Below are 25394 nucleotides of genomic sequence, written 5' to 3'. Positions count from 1 at the left end.
GTTATTAAATAATACATTCATTCCTTGGATATATATCGGACAAACAATTTTACGTTATAATTAACCTAACAAACCAAAAAGGACGGGATCACATGAAATTCATTTCCTGGAACGTTAATGGACTCCGGGCAGTTGTGAAGCATGATTTTGCTGAGACGTTTAATCAATTAGATGCTGATTTTTTCTGTATTCAAGAGACTAAAATGCAGGAAGGCCAGCTGGAACTTGAATTGCCGGGCTATCATCAATACTTCAGTTACGCAGAGCGGAAGGGATATTCTGGGACCGCAATTTTCACCAAGCACGAGCCTTTGAACGTCATGTATGGCATTCAAAGCGAAGAATTCGACCATGAGGGACGGGCGATTACACTTGAATATCCTGATTTTTATTTAGTAACCAGTTACGTCCCCAACTCTGGCGCGGGCTTGAAACGACTGGACTTTCGAATGGGATGGGACACCGCTTTTCAAGCCTATTTGAGCAAATTAGACGCAGACAAGCCGGTCATTTTGTGCGGGGATCTGAACGTGGCCCACAAGGAAATTGATTTGAAGAACCCGCAGTCCAATCACCATAACGCTGGCTTTACTGACGAAGAACGTCAGTCGTTCACGAAGTTCTTACAAGCAGGATTCATGGACACTTTCCGGCACTTTTATCCGGATCAAACCGATATTTACTCCTGGTGGAGCTATCGATTCCATTCCCGCGATCGCAACGCAGGGTGGCGGATTGATTACTTTGTGACCAGTGAGAGATTGGCGGACAAAATTACTGACTCGAAGATTTTGACCGATATATTCGGGTCGGATCATTGTCCGGTAGAGTTGGATACAAAAGCCATTTGACGACAAAAGCACCGCAACTGATTTGAGTTGCGGTGCTTTTGAGGAGTGATGATACTTTTGTTTATTTCAAATAACTCTCCGGCGAACTCATCTTTTGATAATCGCCAGGAGATAGGCGATAATAAATGGTTTTTAGAATTGGAATATTGGTCATCTTGATGTTGCGCGTGTTGCTGTAAACGTACAAGTTGATGTTCACGTCGTGTGCTTTTTGATGGAGGACATAGCGGCATCTGACTTTCGGTTTTTGTGGCATGACAATCTTGGCTGCATTTGTATCGCTTTTGCTGGTCAAATTACTGACGAGTGAGATTTTATTCTTGTTGGTCGTGTATAAAATCCTGGAGTTTCCGCTATCGTACACTGTTAGCGAATCCTTTCTGGAACTTGTTTTAGGCGCACAGGCGGTGAGGGAGATGATCGTCACGACACCTAGGAGGAGTAACCAATATTTTTTAATTGGTAAATACTTTAAGCTGACTGAATTCATGGTATTACCCCGTTTCGATTCTAAACATCCTCGATTATGATTGGGTAGCTATATTATGGATAAATCGTCTGGCTGGGAACGTAGAATTTCTTGCCGCCAACGTAGTAGCGAATCGAAATTCGCACGCTGTCATCGTAATTCTTGTTTTGACCAGGATTAATCGTGGCCAAGTGTTGAGTCGTCTTTCTAACTTTTAGACGGTAGCGATTATTCCCCTTTTTGTGAACGTGGGCCATTGTTAGTCCGCTGACCTTTGTCTTGGTGTAGAGATAAGAAGCCTTGCCCTTCTGGACAAACTTCTGCACTTTCGCGTAGGAGCGCGGCTGGGGCATTTTGTGGACCCAGTAGTCATAGCCGGCAAAATATTCCAGGTAGCCATCATCGGTTACGCGAAAACAGTTTTCAATTTTGAACTGTTGCTTGAGTGGGAAGGCTTTGTCCCCTTGCCAGACAAGTCCGCCGATTTCGCCGGTGTAGGGCTGCTTATAGTAGGTTTGATAAGATGGCGCGTGAACCTTCTTAAATTTGGCCTTACTGGCTGAAATGGCGCTGGTAGTGGTGACGTTATACTTGGACTTAATAACGGCTTTTCGAACCGGCCAACTCAGCTCATTGACGTCAATAGAAATGTATGGTGTGTGGGATTTGCTGGTCTTGCCTAAGCTGCCGGACTTAAAAACCGTTCCCTTTGGAATCGTAATTTTAACACTTTTATGGCCACTGAGCGTGGTGTAGATCGTCTGCTTGGTGCTGAGGTATTGATTTTTGGAAAAATTGGACAGGTAGCTGCTGGCATGTGTGGGAGAAGCAAAGCCGATTAACGAAACCGCGGCAACCACAAAGCTCAAGCAGAGTTTTAATTTTGAAGTCATGTGCTGGTCCCCCTTATTTAAAAGTTGTCACGCTGTTATTTTCGTACCATTCTTGTTTACCAACCTTAAAAATCCAATTTGTCAGGATTTTTTTGACGTTGGTTGAGTTGGGAACAACCGTCACGGTTCCAACTTCTGCATTAGTGATAGTGAGTTGGTAGTTGCCACGGGATTTTTTGGTAAATGGCAGTTGCTTGACGCGTGATTTGAACGTCAAGATGGTCTTGCCACTGGCCAGTGGTTGGCTGGTACTTTGAACTTTGAGGCTCGCTGTGGGCTTGGGTGACACTTTGTAGACAAATGGGGAATTGCTGTAGTATTCCAAGTAACCGTTTGTCGTCACTTGAAGCCTTGGTGCGGTGGCTGTGGTGTAATCCACTGGCAGGCGGGTGCCTTTCCAGAGATTTCCGGTTTCCGTTCTCGTTTTGCCTTGTGATTGTTTACCGTCCGATTGAGCAGCGAAATAACCGAGGTAAGCTGGTTTATGAACCTGTTTAAAATTGTAGCCCTTGGCGCGAATCCAATATGAATAAGCGGTTAGTTTCTTCGCTGAAAGAAGTGGCTTGCGCAGGCTGTAGCTCAATCGGCCGAGATGGAGATCAACGTATTTATTACCATGGGCGTGCTTGATGCCGGCAACTTGGACGACCGTCCCCTTTGGAATCGTCAGTTTGACTTGCTTTTGACTGTTATATGTAGAAATGTTGCGTTGCGTTTTTAAGAAGCTGTTTTTGATAACGGTGGCGTGAGCGGGCTGAGCGGCGGCAAATAATCCCCCAAGCAGCAGGCCACTGCAGACCATGAATTTTGTTGTAAATCGCATTTTTCTTCCCCCTTACATAGGTTAATTGTAGCAGAGTCATGGGAGATTGGTAGATAAAAAACAGAGTGCGAGTCAGGGGCCCAGCAACCGGAGCATAGGCTGGTTTCCTTGGTAATCGAGTTTGATTTTCAAGGAAAGTGGCTTATGTGCAGGTTGTTGCCCTGGGGAATACTTTTGCACTACGTAATAGCACCAAAAAAGGCCGAAACAAAAGTTTTCACCTTTGTCTCGGCCCCGCAGCTAATAACAATATTTAGTTATTGATTAATTTATCAATCATTGTGTCAACGGCGTCTACATAGCCGGCAAGCTTCTTGTCAGCGGCATTTTGGCTCTTGTCGTCAACTTCCAAGTAGAACTTCACTTTAGGCTCAGTTCCTGAAGGACGGACGGCCAGCCAAGTTTCATCATCCAACCAGTATTTCAAAACGTTGGATTTTGGCAGGTCAATCGTGGATTTCTTGCCATCTTTATCGGTTAATTCGGATGACTGGTAATCGGCGTGGCTGACAACTTGATGACCGTTAAATTCAGTCAGTGGGTTGTCGCGCAATTCAGACATGATGTGGGCCATCTTGTCTTTGCCGTCAAGGCCGTCAAATTCCTTGGCAATCGTCTTTTCAGCATAGTAGCCATACTTCTGGAACATCTCTTGAACACCGTCGTACAAGGTCTTGCCTTGACTCTTGTAGTAAGCTGAAACTTCAGCCAACAGCAGAACAGTTTGGATCGCGTCTTTATCACGCACAAATGGTTTGATCAGGTAACCAAAACTTTCTTCAAAGCCAAATAAGAAGGTGTGGTCATGCTCAGTTTCGTAATGGTGAATGGCTTCCGCGATGAATTTAAAGCCCGTCAAAACGTTGTTGGTGGCAACACCGTACGAAGCGGCAATCTTTGGTGCCAGGTCGGTGGAAACAATCGATTTCACGATTGTGCCGTCTGCAGGTAAATCGCCAGCTTTTTTCTTGGCTGCCAAAATGTAGTTCAAAAGAACACTGGCAATTTGGTTACCGCTTAAAAGTGTGTAGCTGCCGTCAGGTTGGCGAACCGCGCAACCCAGTCGGTCAGCGTCAGGATCGGAGGCAATTAAAACGTCGGCTGAAACTTTCTTGCCAAGCTCACGGGCCAAGTCAAATGCCTGTGGGAACTCTGGATTTGGAAATGGCGTTGTTGGAAATTCCGGGTCGGCGATGGTTTGTTCCGGCACCACGACGTAATTCTTGAAACCTGCTTCTTCCAAAGCACGGCGGGCAATTACTTTTCCAGTTCCGTGAAGTGGGGAGTAAACGAATTTCATGTTGGCACCGACGGTTTTAATCAAATCAAGGTCGATGTTGACGGTTTTAACTTTGGCAAGGTAGGCTTGATCGACTGCTTCACCAATTAAGTTCATGATTTTAGCTTCACGCAAGTCCTGTTCAGGCGTAACATTGATAGCGAACAGGTCGCTGTTCTTACGAATGTAAGAAGTAATCAGGTCGGATTCCTTAGGTGGCATTTGACCGCCGTCTTGACCGTAAATCTTGAAGCCGTTGTACTGCTTTGGATTGTGGCTGGCAGTGATCATAATGCCAGCATAGGTGTTTAAATGACGAACAGCGAATGACAGTTCAGGTGTGGGGCGAATGTCGTCGAATACAAAGGTTGGAATGTGGTGATATCCCAAGACTTTAGCGGATTCGTGGGCAAACTCTTTTGAGTGGTAACGGGAGTCAAAGCTGATGGCAACCCCGCGTTTTTTGGTTGCGTCATCCAAAGTATCCATAAATGAGGCAAGTCCTTCTGCGGCTTGGCGAACGGTGTAAATGTTCATCCGGTTGGTTCCGGCACCGAGAATTCCTCGCATTCCGGCGGTTCCAAATGACAGGTTCGTTCCAAATGCATCTTTCTTTTTATCTGAATCATTTTTCATTTTATTTAAATCTAATAAGATATCTGCTGGTAAATTAGGCTGGTCGGCCCATTGTTGGTAAGCTGCTTGAATTTTGTCGTCCACGACATGACCCTCCTTATATTTCAAATCAACTCAATTATAGAAATTTAGCTGTCATCCGTCAATAAGTTTACTAGTCAAAAACCTTAATATAACGGAATATCCTTGACATATCAGGGTAAAGAACATATATTTATTTTAGTAAATTAACTAAAACGATTCGATACATAAAAGCATGGTTATTTCATAGAGGGGTGAGATCATGGCAACAATCAAAGACATCGCGCGTAAAGCCGGGGTTTCAATCACCACGGTTTCGCGGGTGCTGAACTACGATAAATCATTATCCGTCAGTGACCTGACTCGCAAGAAGATTTTTCAGGCAGCCGAAGCACTGGATTATACCAAAAAGAAGCGGTCGAGCACCACTCGTGACAGTATCGCTGTTGTCCAGTGGTACACCGAACAACAAGAACTTGACGATTTATACTACTTATCAATTCGAATGGGCGTTGAAAAGCAGGCTGAACGCGATCATTATAAGGTTAAACGCTACTTTGCCGGCGATTCATTGACGGCTATTGATGATGTTAAGGGAATCGTCGCCATCGGCAAGTTTAGTGATGACCAGATTGCCGAGATGCAGGAAGTCACGGATAACGTCGTCTTCGTTGACTTTGATACCTTGGCGAAGGGCCATGACTGCGTGGTAACTGATTTTGATAATTCCACCAAGTCGGTGTTGAATTACTTCATTGAAAATGGTTTGAAGCGAATCGGTATGATTTCTGGTGTCGAATACAGTAATGACCATAAGTTGAAGATTACAGACCACCGCTTTGACGTTTTCAAAAATTTCTTAGAAAAGAAGTCGCTGTTTGATCCGGCCAACGTTTTTGTCGGTGATTATACATTGCAGTCCAGCTACAATTTAGTTGATCAGGCATTGAAGCGGTCAAGGGAATCATTTCCAAACGCACTGTTTGTGTCCAATGATGCCATGGCAGTCGGCGCACTTAAAGCCCTTCATGAACACGGTGTGAAGGTTCCGGATGATGTGAGTCTGGTCAGCTTCAATGACACGGCAGTCGCCAAATACGTGATTCCGTCCTTAACGGCGATCAAGGTGTACACCAACAAAATGGGTGAAGTGGCGGTTCGACTTTTGGATTTGCTGGATAACAATCTTGATGGCGATGTCCATACACCTGAAAAAGTCGTTGTGGCGACCCATCTGGTTGAACGGGAGAGTGTTCGAAAATCGTAAGTAAACAAAAAGTGGCTAAGATGAGGGTCTTGGCCACTTTCTATTTTGGAAATTGGACGGGTCGGGAACTATACACCGTTAAAAAATATTTCATATCAAGTGATTCATGTGGATAGGAGATAGATAAAGATGAAACTAAAGAAAACCATTGAACGCATCATAATAACTGTTGCTTTGTTTATTGTCATATTGGTAATTATTATGTCATCTTCTCCAAAAAACTCAGTTCGTGCCAGACTTCTTTTTTCGGGACGTGTGACATCAGCTTTGCAATGTCATCCAAAGGAAAATCGTGTTATGACCAAGGCGGAAAAAGCGCCGGTTTGGTCCATCGAGAAGAAATATTCATACTTAGACTCATCCGGATCATATTACCAGCAAGATTTTAAAATCCATCAGTTTGTTTTTTTGAATTATGCAACACCGATTCCAACTTCTGCATAAGCGATGAATTGATCATTTCGTTTATGAAAAAGAGGTAGCTGGTAAGATATGAAAGACTATTTTTCTCCGCTTAGTCCAATAACGGGGTTCAACGCAAGTCCCGCGTTAAACCCCGTTGTTACACTAATGCTCGAAAGCTAACCGGCTTGCTACGCACTCTACCCCAACAAATACGTTACCCCCGTCGACTCTCTGCCAATAAAGGTTGTCATCTCTGGGTTTGTCGGCACAATTGAAATCGGGACAAACGGGAACTCCTGCGTGAGCATTTCTCTTAAGAACTTTGCCCGTTCACTTGTTCCTGAGTGAAGGATCGTCAATTTCACGATACATTCATCGTGCATTTCCTGCATTTGTGTCTTCCAGAAGTCATTGAGGGACTCATCCTTCGAGCCGTGGGCGACCAAGTCGAAGTCGTTATGGCCAAACTTAATCATATAGGCCGTGTTGGCGTGCTTGCCCAAAAATCCCCGCAGCTTGCCAATGATCCGATTGTTAACGATTTGTTGGTTGTTGCGAACCGAGAAAAAGATTCGGGTGTTATCACGAATCTTTTCCAGTTGTTTCAGGATTTCTTGAATCGATTTGCCACCGGCTGATAACTTAGCGGCTTCGATCACTTGGTAAGACAACCCGGCTGCAGTTACTTGACTGTTGACCACGGTGACTTGACTAGCCGATTTGCCGGCAGCAATTTTGGCGTTATGATAAGTGTTGGATAATTTATCACTCAAATGAATCGATAGAATCTGACTGCCGTCTTCGCCAAGCGCGTCATATTTTTGTGTCAATTCATCGACGGTGATGTCGCCAATCTGTGGTTTATTTGAACACTGTTCGAAAAGCTGCAAATACTTCTCACTGCTAATTTTGTTCACGTAGCCAAATAGTTTTCCATCCATCAAGATTGGCGGATTGAGCACGTGAATCTCGTATGCGCGAATATCAGCAGCAGATAAATGAGCAGCTGAGTCAGTTACAATTTTAATTTGATTCATCATTTCACCCCATTACTCGAAAAGTTATTACGTTATTATTGTATAGTATAAGTTAATATAAATGTTATGTTTTCAAAAAGATTAGAATTTTATTCTAACTTTCGTCATAAATTATTCATGAAAGGTCTGGTCCATATGAAAGGCAAATACGAAGTGAACCAGTATATCGGCGTCCCACTTGAGACTGATGATTCCGGTCACTATCAAATTAAGCTGGATGAATCCGGCGACTTCAAGCTACATAGTTGGCGCACCGGTAAGCACACCAAAGGGAAGTTCAAAAAGGTCGGCCAAATTTTTATTACGGAGAATAATCTGATGGTCGGCATCGTGCGGGCAATTCCGGTTGCGTTTAAAGATCGCCATGCGTATACGCCACTACAGCGATTTACAAGTGAATATGTGTCAGACGACATCCTAAAAATTGCCTCAAAGAAATTAAATGAATAGATACTTAAAAGGGACCCAGCGTGCTGTACGTGCTGGATCCCTTTAATGATGACAATGATTTAGAGCTATCCGTTGACTATTTATCGTATCGAAGCAGGATCAAGACCAGCCAGGAAACGGCGAATCCGATCGGCCAACTCAGGTTGACATTAGCAAGTGCCAGCGTCGCACCGGCAAAAAGTGCAATCACCGGCGGAAGCGATGGGGATACCTTATCATCTTGATAAAGTGCTTCGACGTCCACCTTTTTTCGGCGTTTGATGTAATATTCGTTCAAAACAATTGCGGTCATGGGGCCTAAAAATGCGGAGTACGTTTTAATAAAGATCGTCAGGCCCATTGAGGAACTATCCTGGACCAGCAGCCACGGGAAGCTGAGGCAGGCCAGAAAGGCGACAACGACGAGTGACTGGCGTTCTGAGATGTTAAACCAATCGTTTAAAACGTACGTCGGTGGAATGATGTTGGCAACCAGGTTCGTGGACATGGTGCCCAATACGATAAATATGGAGACGACAACGGTAATAACGTTGTTATTGAATAAATGGGCCATCGCGTGGACCGGACTGGAAATGCCGGTAACCACCGCCAACAAGGACCCGGTTAAAAGTGTCATCCCGTACGCTAAAAAGATTGGGAAAAAGTATAGGGCCGCACGTCGCCTATTGGATAAACCAGGTTTGAGTTCCCGTGAGTAATCCGCCGCAGACTCAAAGATTGCCGTATAGTTGCCTAGAAAAGCCACCACGAAGCCCCAAAAGGTCGGCCCCCAGGTTCCTTTGACGTTGACCATCCGAGCGATGAAGACGGCACTTTTCTGCGAAATCAAATAAGCGAGCGTTGAAATCAGTGCAATAGACATTAACAGCGATATCCAAATGGAAACCACTTTAATGGATTTAAAGCCGTTGACCGATAGAAGTGTTTGAATGGCAAGGAGGGTCACAAAGAAGACGGGCACATTATCGTACCCGGTGAGGATTTTAGCAATTTGGTTCAGTGCCAAAGCGCCAGTCCAACTTTGAAATCCGTACCAGACAATGGCCGGAATCCCGCGCAGCAGGCTTGCCAACTTGGAACCCAGCAGGCCAAAGGTCATCCGCAGTTGAATGACGTAGGGCGAACCGGTGTAGTAACCAAAGTGGTCATTTAACACAAAAATGATTGAAATAATGCTAATTGCGAGGGCTGCAGCGACCATCGTCTGAAGCAAATTCATGCGGGCTGTGCCAGCGACGACAATTGACGACCCCAAGGTAACGTTGCCAATGTTGAAGCCATCGCCCAACCACATCGCCATATAGGAAAGTTCACCCACGTGGCGTTGATTTTTCGTTCGTGGCTTTAGGTCGGCCGGGACTGAAAGTGAGTGTGAACTGTTCATGATGAGACCTCACTGATTTGACTAGTCAACTGTTTGCCGGTTGGTTGGCCCACAAAGCCGTCGTCAAGCGTGTAAATGATTTGACCGCGTAAAATTGTAGTCGTGACCCGGTCGTTGATTTGAAAGCCTTCATAAGCGCTGATTTTATTTTTGTAATACATATCATTTTTGCTTAAAACATAGGATTGATTCAAGTCCAACAGCGTGATGTCAGCGTCGTAACCAACCTGAAGTTTCCCTTTATTGGTCAGGCCAAATATCTTGGCTGGGTTTTCGGCAGTCAGTCGTGCGAATTCGGTTGCGGGCAAACCACGTTGAGTGACAAATCGATCATAGAGCAGGTCAACGTTGTTCTGGCAGCCGCTAATGCCACCCCAGATATCAAAAATGTTATGGGTGGCGCTTTGTTTCATTGATAGCGGTGCTGGTGAGTGGTCGGAACCGATGGTATCAACGTCGCCAGCCGCAACTTTTTCCCAAAGCCGGCTAACAATACTTTTGTCCCTTAGAGCTGGCGAGCACTTTGCCAGAGGACCGATTTTTTCGAACTGCTCGCGGTCCAAAATTAGGTAGTGTGGGCAAGTCTCACAGGTTACTTTCAAGCCGGAACGACGGGCATTTACCACGGCCTCGACTGCCTCAGGGGTTGATAAATGAACAAAGTGAAGGCGGACGCCGGTTTGTTCAGCTAAATAAATTGCCCGGCGAACAGCCTCAATTTCGACAAACGGCGGTCGCGAGTCGACGTAGTCTTGAATGGTGGTCTTTCCCTGGGCAATCTTTTCGGCAGCCAGACCGTCCGTAATTGCCGCATTTTCCGCGTGGACCAGAATGGGCAAGCCGGTTTTGGCAATCGCGCGCATCCCGGATAACAATTGGAAATCATCAACGTTTTTGAAGTCCCCCGGCTCGTCTGATCCCGTAGTTGCCATGAATGCTTTATAGCCCATGGCACCACTTTCAGCCATCTTTGAGATTTCATCGACGTTTCCCGGCACAAGCCCCCCATACAACCCGTAGTCGACATACGATTGAGTTGCCGCGATTTTGGCTTGACGATCAAATTCTGTTTGAGTGGTCCGTGCCGGTAGCGCATTTAATGGCATCACTAACATCGTCGTTGTCCCACCTGCAGCTAACGCCTGAGATCCGGTATGGTAGTCCTCCCAGTTGCTTCGACCAGGTTCATTGATGTGAACGTGGTCATCGATCATCCCCGGCAAGACCATTTGTCCCTGCGCATCGAGAACTTGTTTAGCTCGTTGAGTGAGCCCAGTTCCAATGGCGGCAATTTTACCATCTTGAATTGCCAAATCCGTAGTGATGACAGCGTCCGGCATCACCACTTGTCCGTTTGTAATAACCAATGTGTATTCCATGAAAAAGCCTTCCTCTCATATCGGTCAGAGGAAGGCTGTTGAATCGTCTTGTGTACAATGTCTTCCTCCGGCAGTTCAAACTGCATCAGGTTCAATGGGTATATTCTCAGCCAAATGGCACCCCAGACAAGTTAAATTTTAACAGCATTATTATTGCTGAAGTCGTTTGAAAAAGCAAGTAAAAACACGAGTGATCGCTTGTCAACCACCTGGAATGAGGGTATGTTAAGGACAACGATAAACTCAAAATTTGGAGGTTGAATTAACATGACAGCATTCAACAAGGATAGCTTTTCATTAAAGGGGAAAGTTGCGCTGGTGACCGGCGGGGCCTCCGGGCTTGGACTCAATTATTCGATTGCGCTTTCGATGTACGGTGCGGATGTCTTTATCGTGAGTCGATCACAGAAAGGCTGGGACGATGCGCAAAAAGCGGTGGAAGCTAACGGCCAAAAAGTCGGTTTCCTTCAAAAAGACATTACTGAAGAAGGCGCGGCGGCCGAAGTGATTCAGGAGGTCCTGACTGAATTTGGTCATTTGGATATCTTGGTCAATAATGCGGGAATGCAAATTCGAAATGACGTCCTTGATTTCAAAGACGCCGATTGGCAGAAAGTGATTAATTTAAACTTGAACGCGCTATATTACCTGTCACACGAAGCTGCCAAAGTGATGGCCAAACAAAAACGCGGCAAGATTATCAATATTGGCTCGATGCAATCCTACCGTGCCGGTAAATTCATCTTCCCATACACTGCCAGCAAACACGCCGTTTTGGGACTGACCAAAGCCTATGCGGATGCCCTGGCACCTTATAATGTGCAAGTCAACGGCATCGCGCCAGGCTATATCAAAACGGATATGACCAAGCCGCTTCAAGACGATCCGGTTCGCGGACCCGAAATTAAGGGCCACATTCCGTCGGGCGAATGGGGTGTTCCCGAAGAGCTGATGGGGCCGGCTGTCTTTCTTGCCAGTCAGGCATCGGATTATGTAACCGGGGTAATGCTACCGGTTGATGGTGGATATTTACTCAGATAACATGTAAGAAGCTGTTAATTCAGCTTCTTTTTTGATCAAAAAAATGACCTCCAAGCCAAAAGCTTGAAAGTCATTTGAATGCCTAGCACGAAACGAGTGCGGGTATTTTATGAGGCCACTGATGAATTACTTCTTCAATAATTCTTCAGCTTTGCTCTTAAGATCGTCAGTTGACATGTTCATGTAAGGTTCTACGTCTTTTTCGGTCTTGAGGGTGTCGTGGTCGTTCTTTTCCATGTAATAGTCCCAAATAGCATCTCGTACTGGAAGTTTACTATCGCTCCAATCGAAAGCTTCACTCATCTTTTCATTGAGTAATGGGGATTCTGCACCTGGTTGTTCTGCCATAGATAATTACCTCCTTCTATTTGATCTGACTTCATTATAGTTCTTTTTTGAAAAGTGGTTAAATATTTGTTCGATTTATTTGAAAGTCTAGTCGGTTGGCTGAACTTTCATGATCCAGTTTACCTCTGGGTCGGGCTTATTGAGCTCATCGATGTCTTTTCCGATATCTTTATTTCGCTCGATAATTTTACCGGCGATCGGTGATTTGAGTGTTTCCACCGATTTGTCACCTTCAATGTCCAAGAGATCATCGTCGACTTGAATGGTATCCAATTGGTTGGGAAAATCAGCGAACGTAATTTTGCCCATCAAGTCATAAACGGATTTGTCGATTCCCAGTAAGTAGCTGCCATCTGCTTGCTTAGCGTACCAGATACCGTCCTTTACCTGCGCTGGTTCATGAGCGGGTTGTTTCTTACCCGTGAAGAAATTAATGATTCTTTGCCAAATTGAAATTTTTGCCATAATGACACCGCCTCGATATTATTTACCTTAATTATACCGTATAATTAGGGATGTACTAGAATTTGAACAAAAGGGGGAAATGTCAGATGTACTTAATTGATATTTCCAGGAATGGCCAGCCCAGCTATGACGCTCGGGTGAACCAATCATTGGATAATTATTTTGTGAATGATTTAAAGCTGCCTGGACACGGGTTTATGTTTTATATTAATAAGCCGTCCGTGATCATTGGTCGTAATCAAAATGTGTGGGCTGAAGTCGACATTGACTACCTGCATGAACACGATATCGAGCTGGTTCGCCGGACGTCCGGTGGCGGAGCGGTGTATCACGATATGGGAAACTTTATTTTCGAAAATATTTTAACGGATAACGCTGACGATTTCGGCGATTATGCCCATTTTGCGGAACCAGTTTTGAAAGCGCTTCGTAAGTTGGATATTGACGTCAAAATGAAAGAAAATTCTTCCGACCTGATCTTAGATGGCAAGAAGTGGTCTGGGATGACGATGTTCAAGAGCGGCCAGGGCTTAGCCGCCGGCGGGACGATTATGTATGACTTAAACATTGAAAACGCGAAAAAAGTCCTGACTGAAGACCAAATGGAAAAGCAAAAGGGACTTGGCGTCCGTTCTAAGCGCAGTCCAATTATCAATTTGAAGGATTTCCTACCAGATGGGATGACCATGGATGATTTCAGAGAATACCTGTTAAAGGAAATCTTCGCGGTTAAATCCTTGGATGATATTGAAACGTACCACATGACCGATCAAGATTGGGAAACTGCCGATAAACGGCTGGCGGAAACTTATGGGACCGATGCTTGGAACTTTGGCCACAACCCCGGTTATTATGACTATGCCGATCAGGAGTTTAGTGAAGGCAAACTGGGGATTAATTGGACTATTGATGACGGTAAGCTGGTTCATCTGAAATTCAATCCGTTCTTCAAGGTTAATGGCGACCTGAGCGCAATTGAAGCAGCGTTGAGTGGCAAGAAGCCAAGCGGGTGGAATGTCAAACGAGCGGTAAAGAAAGCCAACATCGAAAATATTGATACCAATGCCCTGACTGAGTTTTTGATGGGTAACTTTGATAAAACAGAATAGATAATGATTTGCCAGGACAATTCATTTTGTTCCTGGCTTTTTTATTGTCGTCAGGGAAAAACAGCCAGAATCGTTAATACCATGCATGATCTAAGTAAATTTCGCAAGAGCAGTCCACGTTTCCGGTTACAAAAGGTACGAAAACTTCATACTTTCTTCCCAAATTGCACACATTATTTAGGTATCCTTATGGTGTTGATAAGAAGGGGATAAATCTAGTCATATGGAGGACGAAAATCATGAAGAAAAGGACGAGCTTTTGGATACAAGCAATCGGCGTGTTGACGTTGGTCCTGGGGAATTTTTTTACCGCGGGAACAGCGTTGGCTGACGTTATTTCAGCCAAAGAAGTGATTGCTGATAACGCAAAGTTGATTGATGATAAGCGAGCATTAGTCACGCGATCAAAGGTCGGCGACCACGCCAATTTGGCGTTTGACGTGACAGTCGGCGGCTTATCGCAGGCTGGTACGGTTCAATTTGACTACAATGCGGATTATTTCAAGGTTAAAAAGAAACAATTCAAATTCTCCAACGGCGATACCAAAGTTGTTGTGGATATCGATGGCGACGAGTCGACGATTTCGTGGACGAATGCCATCGATAAGACCGACCTGGAAGTGATTCTGCCGGTTAAATTCAATCAGACCGTCAATAATGGCGAGTTGGATGTAATGATCGATGATGAACGACTTAAATTACCGACACTGACTGTCGTGGACAAGGACGAAAAAGTCAAAGAAGCAGCCACAGCCGAACAGCCAGACGGTAATCTACAAGATGACGATATTTTGAAGGAAGCACTGGCAGACGAGAGCGCTTCGGATGAAGCGGACGCCGCCAGAGAAGCTGAAGAAGCACAGAAACAAACTGAGGTTAAGAACGAAGAACAAACTCAATCAGAATCAAAGAAGAACGAAGAGATTGACGAAAATTCCTCACAGGCTGACGCAGTCGAAAAGGGAAAACAGTCCAACACTGAAAAAGCAGAGGCGCTACTAAAGGAGAAGCGTGAAGCAGATCAGAAGCGAGCTGAAGAGAAAAGTCGCCAAGCAATTGAGGATCGGAAAAATGCAGAACAGCAGGTGAAGTCAAAAGACGCGACGACAAAATCAGTTAAAGATACCGGTGAGACAAAGGAGTCGACAACTCCTGAGACCCCAGAAGTTTCTGATCTGAAGGGCGCAAAAGAAGCGATTGCCGACACTGATGATGCCGATGGTGAGGAACCGGTCGCAGATGATTTGAAACGTGAAATGCCGGTGAATGGGGTGTTTGAAGAAGAACCAGGCCGTGATATTACCGAAATGATCAAGAATTCCGAAAACCCACAATTCTTTAAATCAATTCATTACAAATATACGGATAAAGACGGCAAGGTTCAAACGAAAGAAGTGGATGCCGTACTTGATCATCCTATTGAACTCCCAGATGTCCTACGAGACCATAAAAACATCGAAATTCTATACGAATGGGATATTGATACCATTAAAGAAGCGACTGGAATCGACATCCAGCATAAGGACCACTATGATTTCAAGCTTAAAGGGATGAAATATAATTATGGTAACGCAGGGAAGTTTGATGAGCTGATTAACTATGGTGGCAAAACCATTGGTCAGTTCATCATGACACCCACAGCCGACCCCGATGTACAGCAAGTATCGATTATCTTCCTGCCAGATGAACTCGCAGGCGTTACTAACATCGAATATAAGGCCCAATTAAAAACTGAAATTAACGTTGATGCGGATGAAATTTCATTCGGTGAAACCATTATCAAAGATGGTGGCATTGAGGTTGAAAAGAAGTTGGTAAGTATCAAAAAAGAAGGTAATTTCCATACTGAAAATGGTGTTACTGATCTTGATACGCTCCAATGGACATCAACATTTAACGTGAATGATGATTTAAAAGCAGAAGAAGTCATTCTAAAGGAAAAATTTCATAGCGGATATCAGACAGAAAAAGCAAAAGTAGAATACACTTTTGAAATTACAACTGCAGACGATAAAACTGTTACAATTACCCGCGCTGATACCGGTGCTTACAACGACATCTTAAGCCCAGCAGGCAATGACATCTTTAAGTTTAATCAGAATGATCTGAAACTTTCTGATGGAATCGTTCAAATTAAGATGACGATGGTAACGGCTGCAACTATTTTGGGCCAAAACACTTACAAGAATGAAATTCAGGCTCAAGAAGTGACTTTGACGGGGGTTGATGAGAAGGCAAAGACAGCGTTAACGGATGCAACCATCACTCGGAAGGCGAATGAGTTGAAGAAATCAGCTGAGATGGACGAAAACGGTAATATCAAATATTCTGTCAAGTTCTCGGTTGAAAGCGGCCAAAGTAATATTATTCTGAAGGACACTTTGGACACTGACAAGTTCGAATTTAGTACCGAAGCCGGCGATTACAAATTAAACCCTCATCTAGATGGGTGGATGATTGGCAGCCCGGTAGTTGATGGGCAGACATTAACGGTGAAGTTTGATGACAAGATTGTTCCAGGGACAGGTAAGCAGGAATACACGTTTACGTACATCGTTAAACCAGCTGGCGATGTGACGGATAATGATTACATTGGGATTAGAAATACCGTTGAAGTCAATGGAGAGAAGAAAGGTCATCAATATACCCCGGCGTTTAACAGTAAATACAACACAAAGCTGGACTGGGACGCGATGACATCCAATTGGAAGATTCACGTAAACCAAACAAATCGAGATGTGAATAGTGCCTTCACCATTACAGAACCAACTCCTAATTCAGAGCAAGTCAACTACCTTGACTTTAGCTCTTTCTACCAAAGTTTCACTGATGAAAATGGCCTAACTACTGAAGTAAACAAGAAGATTAAATTTTCAGAGAAAGAAGGGAACATTTGGGATTATGAAGTTCGTGATGGGGAAGCATATTGGAAAAATGGCAGCCAGACCGAAGCCGCATTTACCGTCACTAAATCCGAAGAGAATGAAGATCAAATCATCATTAAGGTGAATAATTTACCTTATACGGATAGTGTTAAAAAGACCTCTTTCACAATTTTCCTGAACAATGTTCCGTTGGACAAAGAAAAAGTTTTAAATGCGGAACAAGGTAAAATGTCACAAATTTGTAACTATTCAACTGTTGATTATCCTGGAATCGGGAAGAATGACGTCAAGGCTTGCAAATCAGTCGCTTGGAATGTTCGCAATAACATCTCAAAAACGGGTCAATTCTCATCAGATTTCTTGAAGGATGGCATCATTAATTGGACAACTCGGTTCAATTATCGCTCATACCTTGGAACAGATGAAGAGAAGGCATTAGTTACCGACGGAATCGATATCACTGATCAAGTTGGTGAAGACGTTATTAAAGACGCAGGTAACAAAGTGACCAGCCGTCACTTGCAGGAAATTAAAGATCGGTTGATCGATAGCCTCCAGGTGTCATTGGCAAAGATCAATACCGATGGGAACGGAATTCAAGAACCGACTACTTTGGATAAAGACGATTACAGCATCAAAGTGGACGTTAACGACAATCAGAAGGTGACCTTTAACCTAAAGCTAAGCCCAAAGGCATATGCACTGTACAAAGCCGGTCAAAAAGTAATTGGGTTACAGTATCAGTCCAAGGTCACTGATTTCAAAGCAGATGTTGATACCAATTATGAACATCTCAAATCATGGACATTTAACAATAAGGTCAATGTTAATTGGAATAAGAATGATAAAGGTGAGTATGTTCACTCTCTTGAAGCAAATGCCAGTCTGTCATACACAGATAATGGCTACCTGCTTCATAAAAATGGTGAGATTCTCGAAGATCCAATTGAGTTGAACGAAGGTGATCACAATCGGATCATCAGCGCTGTTAAATGGGACCTGACAATTAATGGGAACGGAGCTACTTTGAAGGCACCGGTGCAACTGACTGATAGCTTAAGTGGTGGCCATTATCACTTAAAGACCAACGATAGTGATTACCAGCTGAAAATTACTGAAGCAAAACGGTCTTTTGACAAAGGTAATGCCGTCTACGAAAAAGTTGCCAACGGCGTCTTAAAAGAGGGCCAAGATTATGAAGTTGTCTATTCTGACACTTTGAACACAATGACGATCAAGATCAAGAGTCCTTACCAAGTCACAACGCCGTTAATTGTTGAATACTACACGGTGATTTCTAAGACGGTTGGTACTTCTTATGCCAATGAATTGAAGCTGTCAATTTCGACGAGTGATTTTGACCAGAAGGAAGAAATCAAATCCAGCGCCTCAGTTTCTGGACAATACAAGAAGTTCGCAGCCAACATCAAGAAAATTGATGCTGCCACTGGTGACCCACTACCAGGCGTTAAATTTAAAGTACAAATGAAAAATCAAAATAACGACTGGAATGATGTTGGTAATCCAAAACTGACCGACAAAGATGGCTTCGCATCATTTGACGGCTTGTTCGATAAACCAACTTACCGGATTATCGAAGTCTCAGGTCTTGAGAACTATGATGACAGATGGGTTTCTAAAGAATTTACCATTGCCGATGCTCAAGAAGAAACTGAAGATGGCAATGAGAACACTTATTGTGTGACTGCGGAAAATCATCGGACAAACGCATTGAAGATCAAAAAGACCGTCACCAATGGGCTTGGCGTCAACAAAGACGATTCCTTTGAATTCAAAGTTTACGTGACTGACAAGGATGGCAATGTTGATGCAGACTTCAACGATGAGTTCAGCTATGATGTCGATGGCCAATCGGATATTGTGACGTTTAAAGATGGTGTTTCAACGAATCTTCAAAAGATTAAAGATGGCCAGACGATCACAATTAAGGGCTTGCCACAGGATAAATACTATCGCGTGGTTGAGTCAGCAAACGGGTCATATCGAACTTCCTACACTTTGGAAAACTTAACCACAGTTGACACAGATGGGAATGAGACCAACGAGACGGATACTTTCCAGATGCAGCAGGGTAAAGACGCCGCAACCGGAATTGTGAAGTTTACCAACGAAGGTAAGACGACCCACTTTGGCTTCTCGAAATTAATTGAAGGGCCAAATGCCAAAGCTGATAAGGACAAAGAATTTAGTTTCATGATGAAAATTATGAACGAAAGCGGCGCGCTTGATACAGACTTCAGTGGCGAAATTGAAGGTATTAAACACACTGGCAGTGGCGATGCCAACGTTACATTTGATTTTGAAAATGGTGAAGCCAAGGAAGTTATCTACTCTGATGGCAGCATTTCAGACATCAAATTAAAGACGGGCGAAAGCTACCGAAACATTAAGCTGCCAGCCAACGTCAAAGTGAAAGTATACGAAAAACAAGATGGCCAGTATACCGAAGTTCATTACAAGGTTGGCGATGGTGACGAAAATGAAGCCGGCGACTCGGACGAGGACGGCTGGAAGGCCACTGGCTCGATCAGCGCGGACAACTCAACGATCAAATTCATCAACCGCGAAGTGGTCAACCAGTTTGAATTTGAAAAACTGGTGGCAGGAGATATGCCGGAAGGACTTCAAGACTTCGAGTTTGAAGTGGAAGCCAACGATGATGCCACTCGGGATGCTGTGAAGGGCCAAATTTATACGGCAGATATTCGAAACGCAACCACTGATAAGACTAAGAACACTGGTAAAGTCCGTTTTGATGAAAATGGTAAGGCCATTGAAATTACCTATGGGTCATTACCGAAAGATACTATCAAATTACAGGACAATGAAAAATTAGTGATTCTTGGATTACCAAATAAGGCAAGCAAGTTCAAAGTAACTGAAACGACTACCGGAAAGTTCAACACCTATACTCGAGTAGATGGTGAAAGCAAGAAGGATGGTAAGAGTGCAGAAATTGCCCTGAACCGACCGGATAGCAAGAACTCGATTATGTTTGAAAATATTGCACCAGATTTAGTTCCTCGATTTAAAATTGAAGTGCAACACCTGCTCTACTAGACCAGTTCTTTATTCAGACTAGTCAAAAAGGCCATGAAGACCTATTCTTAATTCACCACAAACAAGAAAGAGGTATCTTCATGACCCGAATTAAGAATATCATATCTAATCAGTATCACCAACTCAATTTAGCTGAACGTGGTCGAATTGAATCCCTAAGGGACTTAGATTGGTCTATCCGCCGGATTGCCCAGGCCCTTCATCGTAATCCCAGCACGATTTCACGTGAATTAAAACGTGGGACAACGACACAGATTAACGCTAGTACTCATATCTTTGAACAGTCATATCTGGCAGAAACTGGTGAAGCAATTTATCGTAAGCACCGACTAAATAGCTGTTATCGTGGACTCTTTGATCATTGTCAAACCTTCTGTAATGCTTTGGTGACAGCTTTAAAAGCGCGTCCCAGGATGCATAGTGTGGATACTTTTGTCCACCAATTCAAGACTGATCACCCAAGGCTTGTCTGCCCCTCAACACCGACGGTGTACCGGTATATTGATGACCAGCGTTTAGCTATCCGCAATTCAGACCTACCAGCTAAACTACGTCGCCGGATTAAATGCCCCGGGGCAAAGCATCATCGAATCAATAAGAAAAATCTGGGCCATTCAATCGAAGAGCGTCCCGCCATGGTTCAAGCGCGTCAAGAGCTTGGACACTGGGAAGGTGACTTGGTCAAAGGCAAACGGGTTGAATCTGAGCCAGCATTAATGACTTTGACTGAACGTGTTAGTCGCTTAGAGATCATCGTTAAACTTCCCAATTATCATGCCGACACTTGCTTGAAAGCCCTCCAGAATACCTTATATGACTATGGAACCGAGCACTTTAAAACCATTACTTTTGATAATGGTGCTGAGTTCTCAAGCTTGAGTCAAGTCAAGGGAACTGACATCTACTTTGCCCATCCTTATTCACCATGGGAACGTGGAACCAATGAGAACACTAACGGCCTTTTGCGCGAGTTCTTCCCGAAGGGCAGATCCTTGGCTTCGGCCTCACTCATTGACATTCAGCTGGCTCAAGATACCTTAAACAACCGGCTATGGCGGTCATTGAACTATCGCTGCCCAGCCGATCTAATGCCTGAACTAGCTTAGCAACTAGACCACTTCTAAGAATAGATTCTTAGTGTTGCACTTGATTTGACAATTGAGGCACCAGATTTAGTTGAGTTTGACATCAAAAAAACTGTGAGTGGTGTGATTCCACCAGTCGATGAAGACCTTGAATTTGATTTCGAACTGACGATTCAAGATCCGCCAGTCTCATGGACTGATCAAGAAGTGCTGGTTGATGCCATTAAGAGCGACGCTAACGAAATAGAGCCGCTGAAGTTCAACAAAAACACTTCAAGTGGTCAGTATAAAGCGACTGTATCTCTTAAGGCTGAACAGTCAATTAGAATCTTCATTCCAAAAGGGTTGAACATTAAGGTGACTGAAACCAGTACGAATGGATACAAAGTGAGTCACGAATTTGGTAATCATCGAGAAGATGGTGATACTCATGATGTGACAACTGGAAAGGATATGCCACAACTGGTCTTCAATAACGATTCTCAAAAGACAGGAATTGAAGTTAAGAAGACGGTTAAGGGCGAAACCGCTGGCCAAGAAGATTTCAGTAAAGTATTTGAATTTAAAGTGACTGGAACTGATGACGATGGAAAACATTTAAACGGCGAATATACACTACGCAAATTCGAAGTGAGCGGTAAATACAGTGATGAAGATGTTATCTTTAAAGACAACCTCATCACATTCGAGCTCCAGCACGATCAAAAAGCCCAAATTCTCGGACTTCCAATCGGCGCCAAGATTCAGGTAAAGGAAACCGAGAAGAGTAGTGAAGGCTACGATCCAAGCTATATCGTAAACGACAACTCCGAGAAACAGGGACATGTCGCAACTGAATTTGTGACGACAGAAGACGGTCTTGGCAAGGTACAATTCATTAACACGTTGCCGACACCTGAAAGCACCAATCTGAGGGTTAAAAAAGTTCTTGCTGGCCCGGTTACCGATGACGACAAAGCATACGAGTTTGAATTCAGAGTAACGGCGACACCAAAAGACGGCGTGAAAGATGAGCTGAATGGTGAATTTGACGCAGAAATCCTTGATCATAATGGGGATACCAAAGATGTCAAAGTCAAATTTGTCAATGGTCGATCAGAAATGCCAAACCCGAACCCAAAGGATGAAAACGAGCCGATTAAGCTCAAGGGCGGCGAATCGATCAATATCTTGAAATTGCCGACTGACTATAAGTACAGCGTGAATGAACGAACACATTTCCAACGCTTTATGTACGAAGTTTCATACAACGTTAATGACACCACCGATAAAATTGGTGACGACACTGGCCAGTTTACTTTGAAAGATGGTCAACAAGGCGAAGTTGTCTTCACGAATACCAAGTTCGAAGTTGAAAAAGCAGAACTTGAAATCAGTAAGAAGCTTGCCGGTGGTGGGATCATTGACGCTGACAAGAATAAGACGTTCCAATTCGTTATTGAAACGGACCCAAGTGTTGATGGTGAATACGAAGCAGTCGTTAATCGCCATGACAAGGTCAAGGTTCAGTTTACGGATGGAAAGGCAACGGTTAACTTGAGAGCCGACGACTATCTGGTTATCAAGGGCTTACCAAGCGCACACAACACTTACACGGTTTCTGAAATGAACGGGTCCGGATTTACGACTCAGTACCAACTCAATGGAACCCGCACGGAAGATGGCGTGAAGACCAAGGAATTCAAATTAATCGAAGGCGACCGTTCAACAGTACAATTCACTAACAGCAAGGAAACTGAAAAAGTTGCCAGCCTGAAGATTAACAAGGAAATTGCCGGAGATGGTCTCACCACAAGCGACCACGACCGAGACTTCAACTTCCGAATTTACTCAGGCGTGACGGGTGAATTTGATGCCATCAAGGTTGACCAGGGCGGCGATTCTCACGAAATGAAAGTGAAATTTGCCAATGGCCAGTCTGACGTGATTACCTTGAAAGACGGCGAATCATTGACAGTCAACGACTTGCCGATCGAATACCGTTATGCGGTTGGTGAAGAATATGTTGATGGCTTTGCGCCAACCTATAAGGTTAATGACGCCAAGGTTCAAGAAGGGATGACGACTCAAACCTTCAAGCTGCTCGACAACCAGAAGGGCACCGTTGAGTTTACCAATACCAAGAATGGCGAAATCGAACTGGGCATCCTGTCCGTCAGCAAATTTGTCAATGAACTTGGTGACAGAACCCGCAAGTTTGACTTCCACATTGAAGTGACGGATGGGTCGAACAACCCACTCAACGGCACGTTCAAAACTCAGGTCACAACTAATGGTCAGGCTGCGGATGGGACGATTCAGCTGAACGGTGGAAATGGTCAATTCACATTGACACACGGCCAATCCATTAAATTCTTCTTACCACTTGGTGCCAAGTATGAAGTCGCTGAACAGGATTACACTAAGGACGGCTATGTCACAACGGTTACCAAACGAAGCGTGGTCGTCAACGATCCGACCGTGATTGGCACGGCTACCAAGGAAGATGACAGCATTGTCTACCATAACGATTTGGAAGACGACGAAGCAATCTTACCGCTTCCGGGCGAAGAAGATGATTCATCAGCAAGCCTCGACAGCGACAAGCCTTCCAGCACCACTGGCAAGAGCAGTATTGATAGCCCGATGGGAATCCCATCATCCGGGTACACCGGCAAGTCAGCATTGCCGCAGACCGGCGAAGATCACAACACATTACTGATGGTCATCGGAATGTTCATGCTCGTTTGCCTACTTGGAATTGGCACAACCTACTACGCAAAACGCAAACAAGAGAAATGAGGGATCGACCGAGAAAATGAAAAAATAAAATAACGACGATTGAGGGCGGCCAGACGTTGATCTGACTGCCCTTTTCTAATGAACGAGGTTAATAATTCACATTATTTTCTCAAAAATGGTTGACAATTTCTAATCTTAATATCATAATACGAACTATCAATTTGAAAGAAGTTTTCTACAAGCTTCACGAACAGGAAATCCATTCGGCGACTGAGAGATGGTAGTGAAATTGTAGATTGTGACTTTCATGCTTTACCCATAAATCGGTGAGCGCAAGTTAGCCGGTTTCGGACTTGTCCGTTAAAGCAAGCAACGAGTGGATACGAAAAGTATCTATGAAGGTGGTACCGCGGCCAATTGTCGTCCTTTTGTCTTAGTGACAGAAGGGCGATTTTTTTGTATCGCGGATTGCTTTAGTGGGATTGATGATCGTGAAGACATACTTTAAATACGAAAGGAAGTTTTATTTATGAAATACACAGTTTTGGGTGCAGGCGCAATGGGTTTGAGATATGGGGTTCTTCTACAAGAAGCCGGCTTTGACGTGGACTTCGTTGATACATGGGAACCACAAGTTGAAACGGTTCGTGAGCAAGGCGGCGTTTATGTCTCCCGTGACGGTCAAAATCGTCACTTGGTGCCAGTGAACGTCTATTATCCAGAAGAGTATAAAGGAGATCCAGACGTGCTGATTGTTTTCACCAAGCAGTATCAACTCGCTGATTTCTTAAAACGCTGTTCACGATTCTTTAACGACAAGCAGTACGTTGTGACCTGTATGAATGGGATGGGCCACGTTGAAAAGCTTAACCAATATTTCCCTAAGGAACGGCTGCTTGGTGGAACTGCGCTGATTGGAACGGTCTTAAATAAAGCTGGTGACGTCGATTTCATCGGCCCTAAAGGCGCAGGTTCAATGAACATTGCCAATGAAACTGAAAAGCCTGATGCAATGACCCACCAGATTGTGGACGAGTTCCAGCAGGCCGGCCTGAACCCGAACCTGACAACCAACTTCCTGGGAACGCTGATGGCCAAAGTCGTGTTCAATTCCGTCATCAATACACTTTGTACGATGTTTAAGATCCGGATGGGTGAGTATATCCAATCGCCAGTTGCCCAAAAGCTTGGTGTTCAACTGATTGACGAAGCCTTTGACGTTTGCGAACGAGCAGGAATTACGTTGCTGAATACCCGGCAAGAAGAGTGGGAAACCGTTAAATATGTCAGCACCGTTTCCAACCCGCTTCATTTTCCATCCATGTATCAAGATATTTCCAAGAATCGCCAAACTGAAGTTGATTATATCAACGGCTACATCTATGATTTGGGTCTCAAATATCACTATGAAGCAAAGACCCACGATTTCTTGAGAAACCTGGTTCATTTGGCAGAATTTGCCGGCACCTTTGACGTTGACGGCTACATGAAGTCAGTTCTTGAATCTGATAAGAAGGCTGCAGTCAAGACACCGGAGCAGCATGTGGCAGAAGCATAGAAAATTAAAACAGCATCATAAAAGGCGTCAAACCATTTTGTTTAACTGAAATGGTTTGATGCTTTTTTTGTTCTCGATGTCATTTTAAGCACTTTGACATCGAAAACATTATTTAATAGTGAAAGGGCCACTTGGTATTATCAAAAATTTACATTTCTATCCAAAACGTTAACAATTTGCTTACAAAAAATACACAGGCGATTTACC

Annotated in this window: 19 protein-coding genes and 1 riboswitch; of the genes, 10 read left to right on the top strand and 9 right to left on the bottom strand. The window is 44.1% G+C overall.

What is annotated here, in order from left to right:
* Positions 1 to 92: 92 nt before the first annotated feature.
* A complete protein-coding gene (locus FC51_RS08535; RefSeq protein ID WP_057910724.1) occupies positions 93 to 851 on the top strand; it encodes an exodeoxyribonuclease III in 759 nt (252 codons plus the stop codon).
* A 61-nt stretch (positions 852 to 912) separates the two neighbouring features.
* Here the strand turns inward: FC51_RS08535 and FC51_RS08530 are convergent, their stop codons facing one another.
* From FC51_RS08530 to FC51_RS08515, 4 genes are all read right to left on the bottom strand, one after another.
* The gene (locus tag FC51_RS08530) at positions 913 to 1341 is read right to left on the bottom strand and encodes a hypothetical protein (RefSeq protein ID WP_057910723.1); all 429 of its coding nucleotides are present in this window, start codon (positions 1339 to 1341) and stop codon (positions 913 to 915) included.
* A gap of 53 nt (positions 1342 to 1394) precedes the next feature.
* Positions 1395 to 2213 carry a hypothetical protein gene (locus FC51_RS08525; RefSeq protein ID WP_057910722.1) on the bottom strand — a complete coding sequence of 273 codons (819 nt, stop codon included), beginning with the start codon at positions 2211 to 2213 and terminating at the stop codon, positions 1395 to 1397.
* A 13-nt stretch (positions 2214 to 2226) separates the two neighbouring features.
* Positions 2227 to 3036, bottom strand: a complete 810-nt coding sequence (locus FC51_RS08520) for a hypothetical protein (protein WP_057910721.1) — start codon at positions 3034 to 3036, stop codon at positions 2227 to 2229.
* A gap of 253 nt (positions 3037 to 3289) precedes the next feature.
* On the bottom strand, positions 3290 to 5035 hold the full coding sequence (locus FC51_RS08515; protein ID WP_057910720.1) for a phospho-sugar mutase: 1746 nt from the start codon (positions 5033 to 5035) through the stop codon (positions 3290 to 3292).
* 199 nt (positions 5036 to 5234) lie between these two features.
* Between FC51_RS08515 and FC51_RS08510 the strand changes: the two genes are divergently transcribed.
* Together FC51_RS08510 and FC51_RS08505 are read left to right on the top strand one after the other, a co-directional pair.
* Positions 5235 to 6239, top strand: a complete 1005-nt coding sequence (locus tag FC51_RS08510; protein ID WP_057910719.1) for a LacI family DNA-binding transcriptional regulator — start codon at positions 5235 to 5237, stop codon at positions 6237 to 6239.
* Positions 6240 to 6368: 129 nt separating this feature from the next.
* On the top strand, positions 6369 to 6683 hold the full coding sequence (locus FC51_RS08505) for a hypothetical protein (RefSeq protein ID WP_057910718.1): 315 nt from the start codon (positions 6369 to 6371) through the stop codon (positions 6681 to 6683).
* Positions 6684 to 6841: 158 nt separating this feature from the next.
* Here the strand turns inward: FC51_RS08505 and FC51_RS08500 are convergent, their stop codons facing one another.
* Complete coding sequence (locus FC51_RS08500; RefSeq protein WP_057910717.1) at positions 6842 to 7681, bottom strand: DegV family protein; 840 nt, start codon at positions 7679 to 7681, stop codon at positions 6842 to 6844.
* A 135-nt stretch (positions 7682 to 7816) separates the two neighbouring features.
* On the opposite strand from FC51_RS08500, the gene FC51_RS08495 reads away from it, so the two are divergent.
* Entirely contained in the window at positions 7817 to 8131 is a 315-nt protein-coding gene (locus tag FC51_RS08495) for a DUF7671 family protein (RefSeq protein WP_057910716.1), read from the top strand.
* A gap of 76 nt (positions 8132 to 8207) precedes the next feature.
* Here FC51_RS08495 and FC51_RS08490 read toward each other — a convergent pair whose 3' ends face one another.
* Both FC51_RS08490 and allB read right to left on the bottom strand, forming a co-directional pair.
* A complete protein-coding gene (locus tag FC51_RS08490) occupies positions 8208 to 9515 on the bottom strand; it encodes an NCS1 family transporter (protein WP_057910715.1) in 1308 nt (435 codons plus the stop codon).
* Positions 9512 to 10894, bottom strand: a complete 1383-nt coding sequence (gene allB, locus FC51_RS08485) for an allantoinase AllB (protein ID WP_057910714.1) — start codon at positions 10892 to 10894, stop codon at positions 9512 to 9514. The genes FC51_RS08490 and allB overlap by 4 nt, the downstream gene beginning before the upstream one ends.
* Positions 10895 to 10939: 45 nt before the next feature.
* Positions 10940 to 11029, bottom strand: a riboswitch (TPP riboswitch).
* 132 nt (positions 11030 to 11161) lie between these two features.
* Between allB and FC51_RS08480 the strand changes: the two genes are divergently transcribed.
* Positions 11162 to 11935, top strand: coding sequence for an SDR family NAD(P)-dependent oxidoreductase (locus FC51_RS08480; protein ID WP_057910713.1), 774 nt, complete (start codon positions 11162 to 11164; stop codon positions 11933 to 11935).
* 126 nt (positions 11936 to 12061) lie between these two features.
* Here FC51_RS08480 and FC51_RS08475 read toward each other — a convergent pair whose 3' ends face one another.
* Both FC51_RS08475 and FC51_RS08470 read right to left on the bottom strand, forming a co-directional pair.
* The gene (locus FC51_RS08475; protein WP_057910712.1) at positions 12062 to 12283 is read right to left on the bottom strand and encodes a P8 family protein; all 222 of its coding nucleotides are present in this window, start codon (positions 12281 to 12283) and stop codon (positions 12062 to 12064) included.
* Positions 12284 to 12370: 87 nt separating this feature from the next.
* A complete protein-coding gene (locus tag FC51_RS08470) occupies positions 12371 to 12748 on the bottom strand; it encodes a glycine cleavage system H family protein (RefSeq protein ID WP_057910711.1) in 378 nt (125 codons plus the stop codon).
* An 86-nt stretch (positions 12749 to 12834) separates the two neighbouring features.
* On the opposite strand from FC51_RS08470, the gene FC51_RS08465 reads away from it, so the two are divergent.
* The 5 genes from FC51_RS08465 (at position 12835) to FC51_RS08445 (ending at position 25187) form a co-directional block, all read left to right on the top strand.
* Complete coding sequence (locus tag FC51_RS08465) at positions 12835 to 13857, top strand: lipoate--protein ligase (protein ID WP_057910710.1); 1023 nt, start codon at positions 12835 to 12837, stop codon at positions 13855 to 13857.
* 239 nt (positions 13858 to 14096) lie between these two features.
* Entirely contained in the window at positions 14097 to 19823 is a 5727-nt protein-coding gene (locus FC51_RS08460) for an adhesive domain-containing protein (protein WP_057911266.1), read from the top strand.
* 80 nt (positions 19824 to 19903) lie between these two features.
* Positions 19904 to 20929, top strand: coding sequence for an IS30 family transposase (locus FC51_RS08455; RefSeq protein WP_057911265.1), 1026 nt, complete (start codon positions 19904 to 19906; stop codon positions 20927 to 20929).
* A 45-nt stretch (positions 20930 to 20974) separates the two neighbouring features.
* Positions 20975 to 23689: an LPXTG cell wall anchor domain-containing protein gene (locus FC51_RS08450; RefSeq protein ID WP_057911264.1), complete on the top strand. Its 2715-nt coding sequence runs from the start codon at positions 20975 to 20977 to the stop codon at positions 23687 to 23689.
* A 469-nt stretch (positions 23690 to 24158) separates the two neighbouring features.
* Positions 24159 to 25187, top strand: a complete 1029-nt coding sequence (locus FC51_RS08445) for a ketopantoate reductase family protein (RefSeq protein WP_057910707.1) — start codon at positions 24159 to 24161, stop codon at positions 25185 to 25187.
* The last annotated feature ends 207 nt before the right edge of the window (positions 25188 to 25394 follow it).

This window comes from Lentilactobacillus parabuchneri DSM 5707 = NBRC 107865, from assembly GCF_001435315.1.
Classification (GTDB): Bacteria; Bacillota; Bacilli; order Lactobacillales; family Lactobacillaceae; genus Lentilactobacillus; species Lentilactobacillus parabuchneri.
Note: the sequence above shows the minus strand (reverse complement) of the source record. Positions and strands in the feature narration are given on the sequence as shown.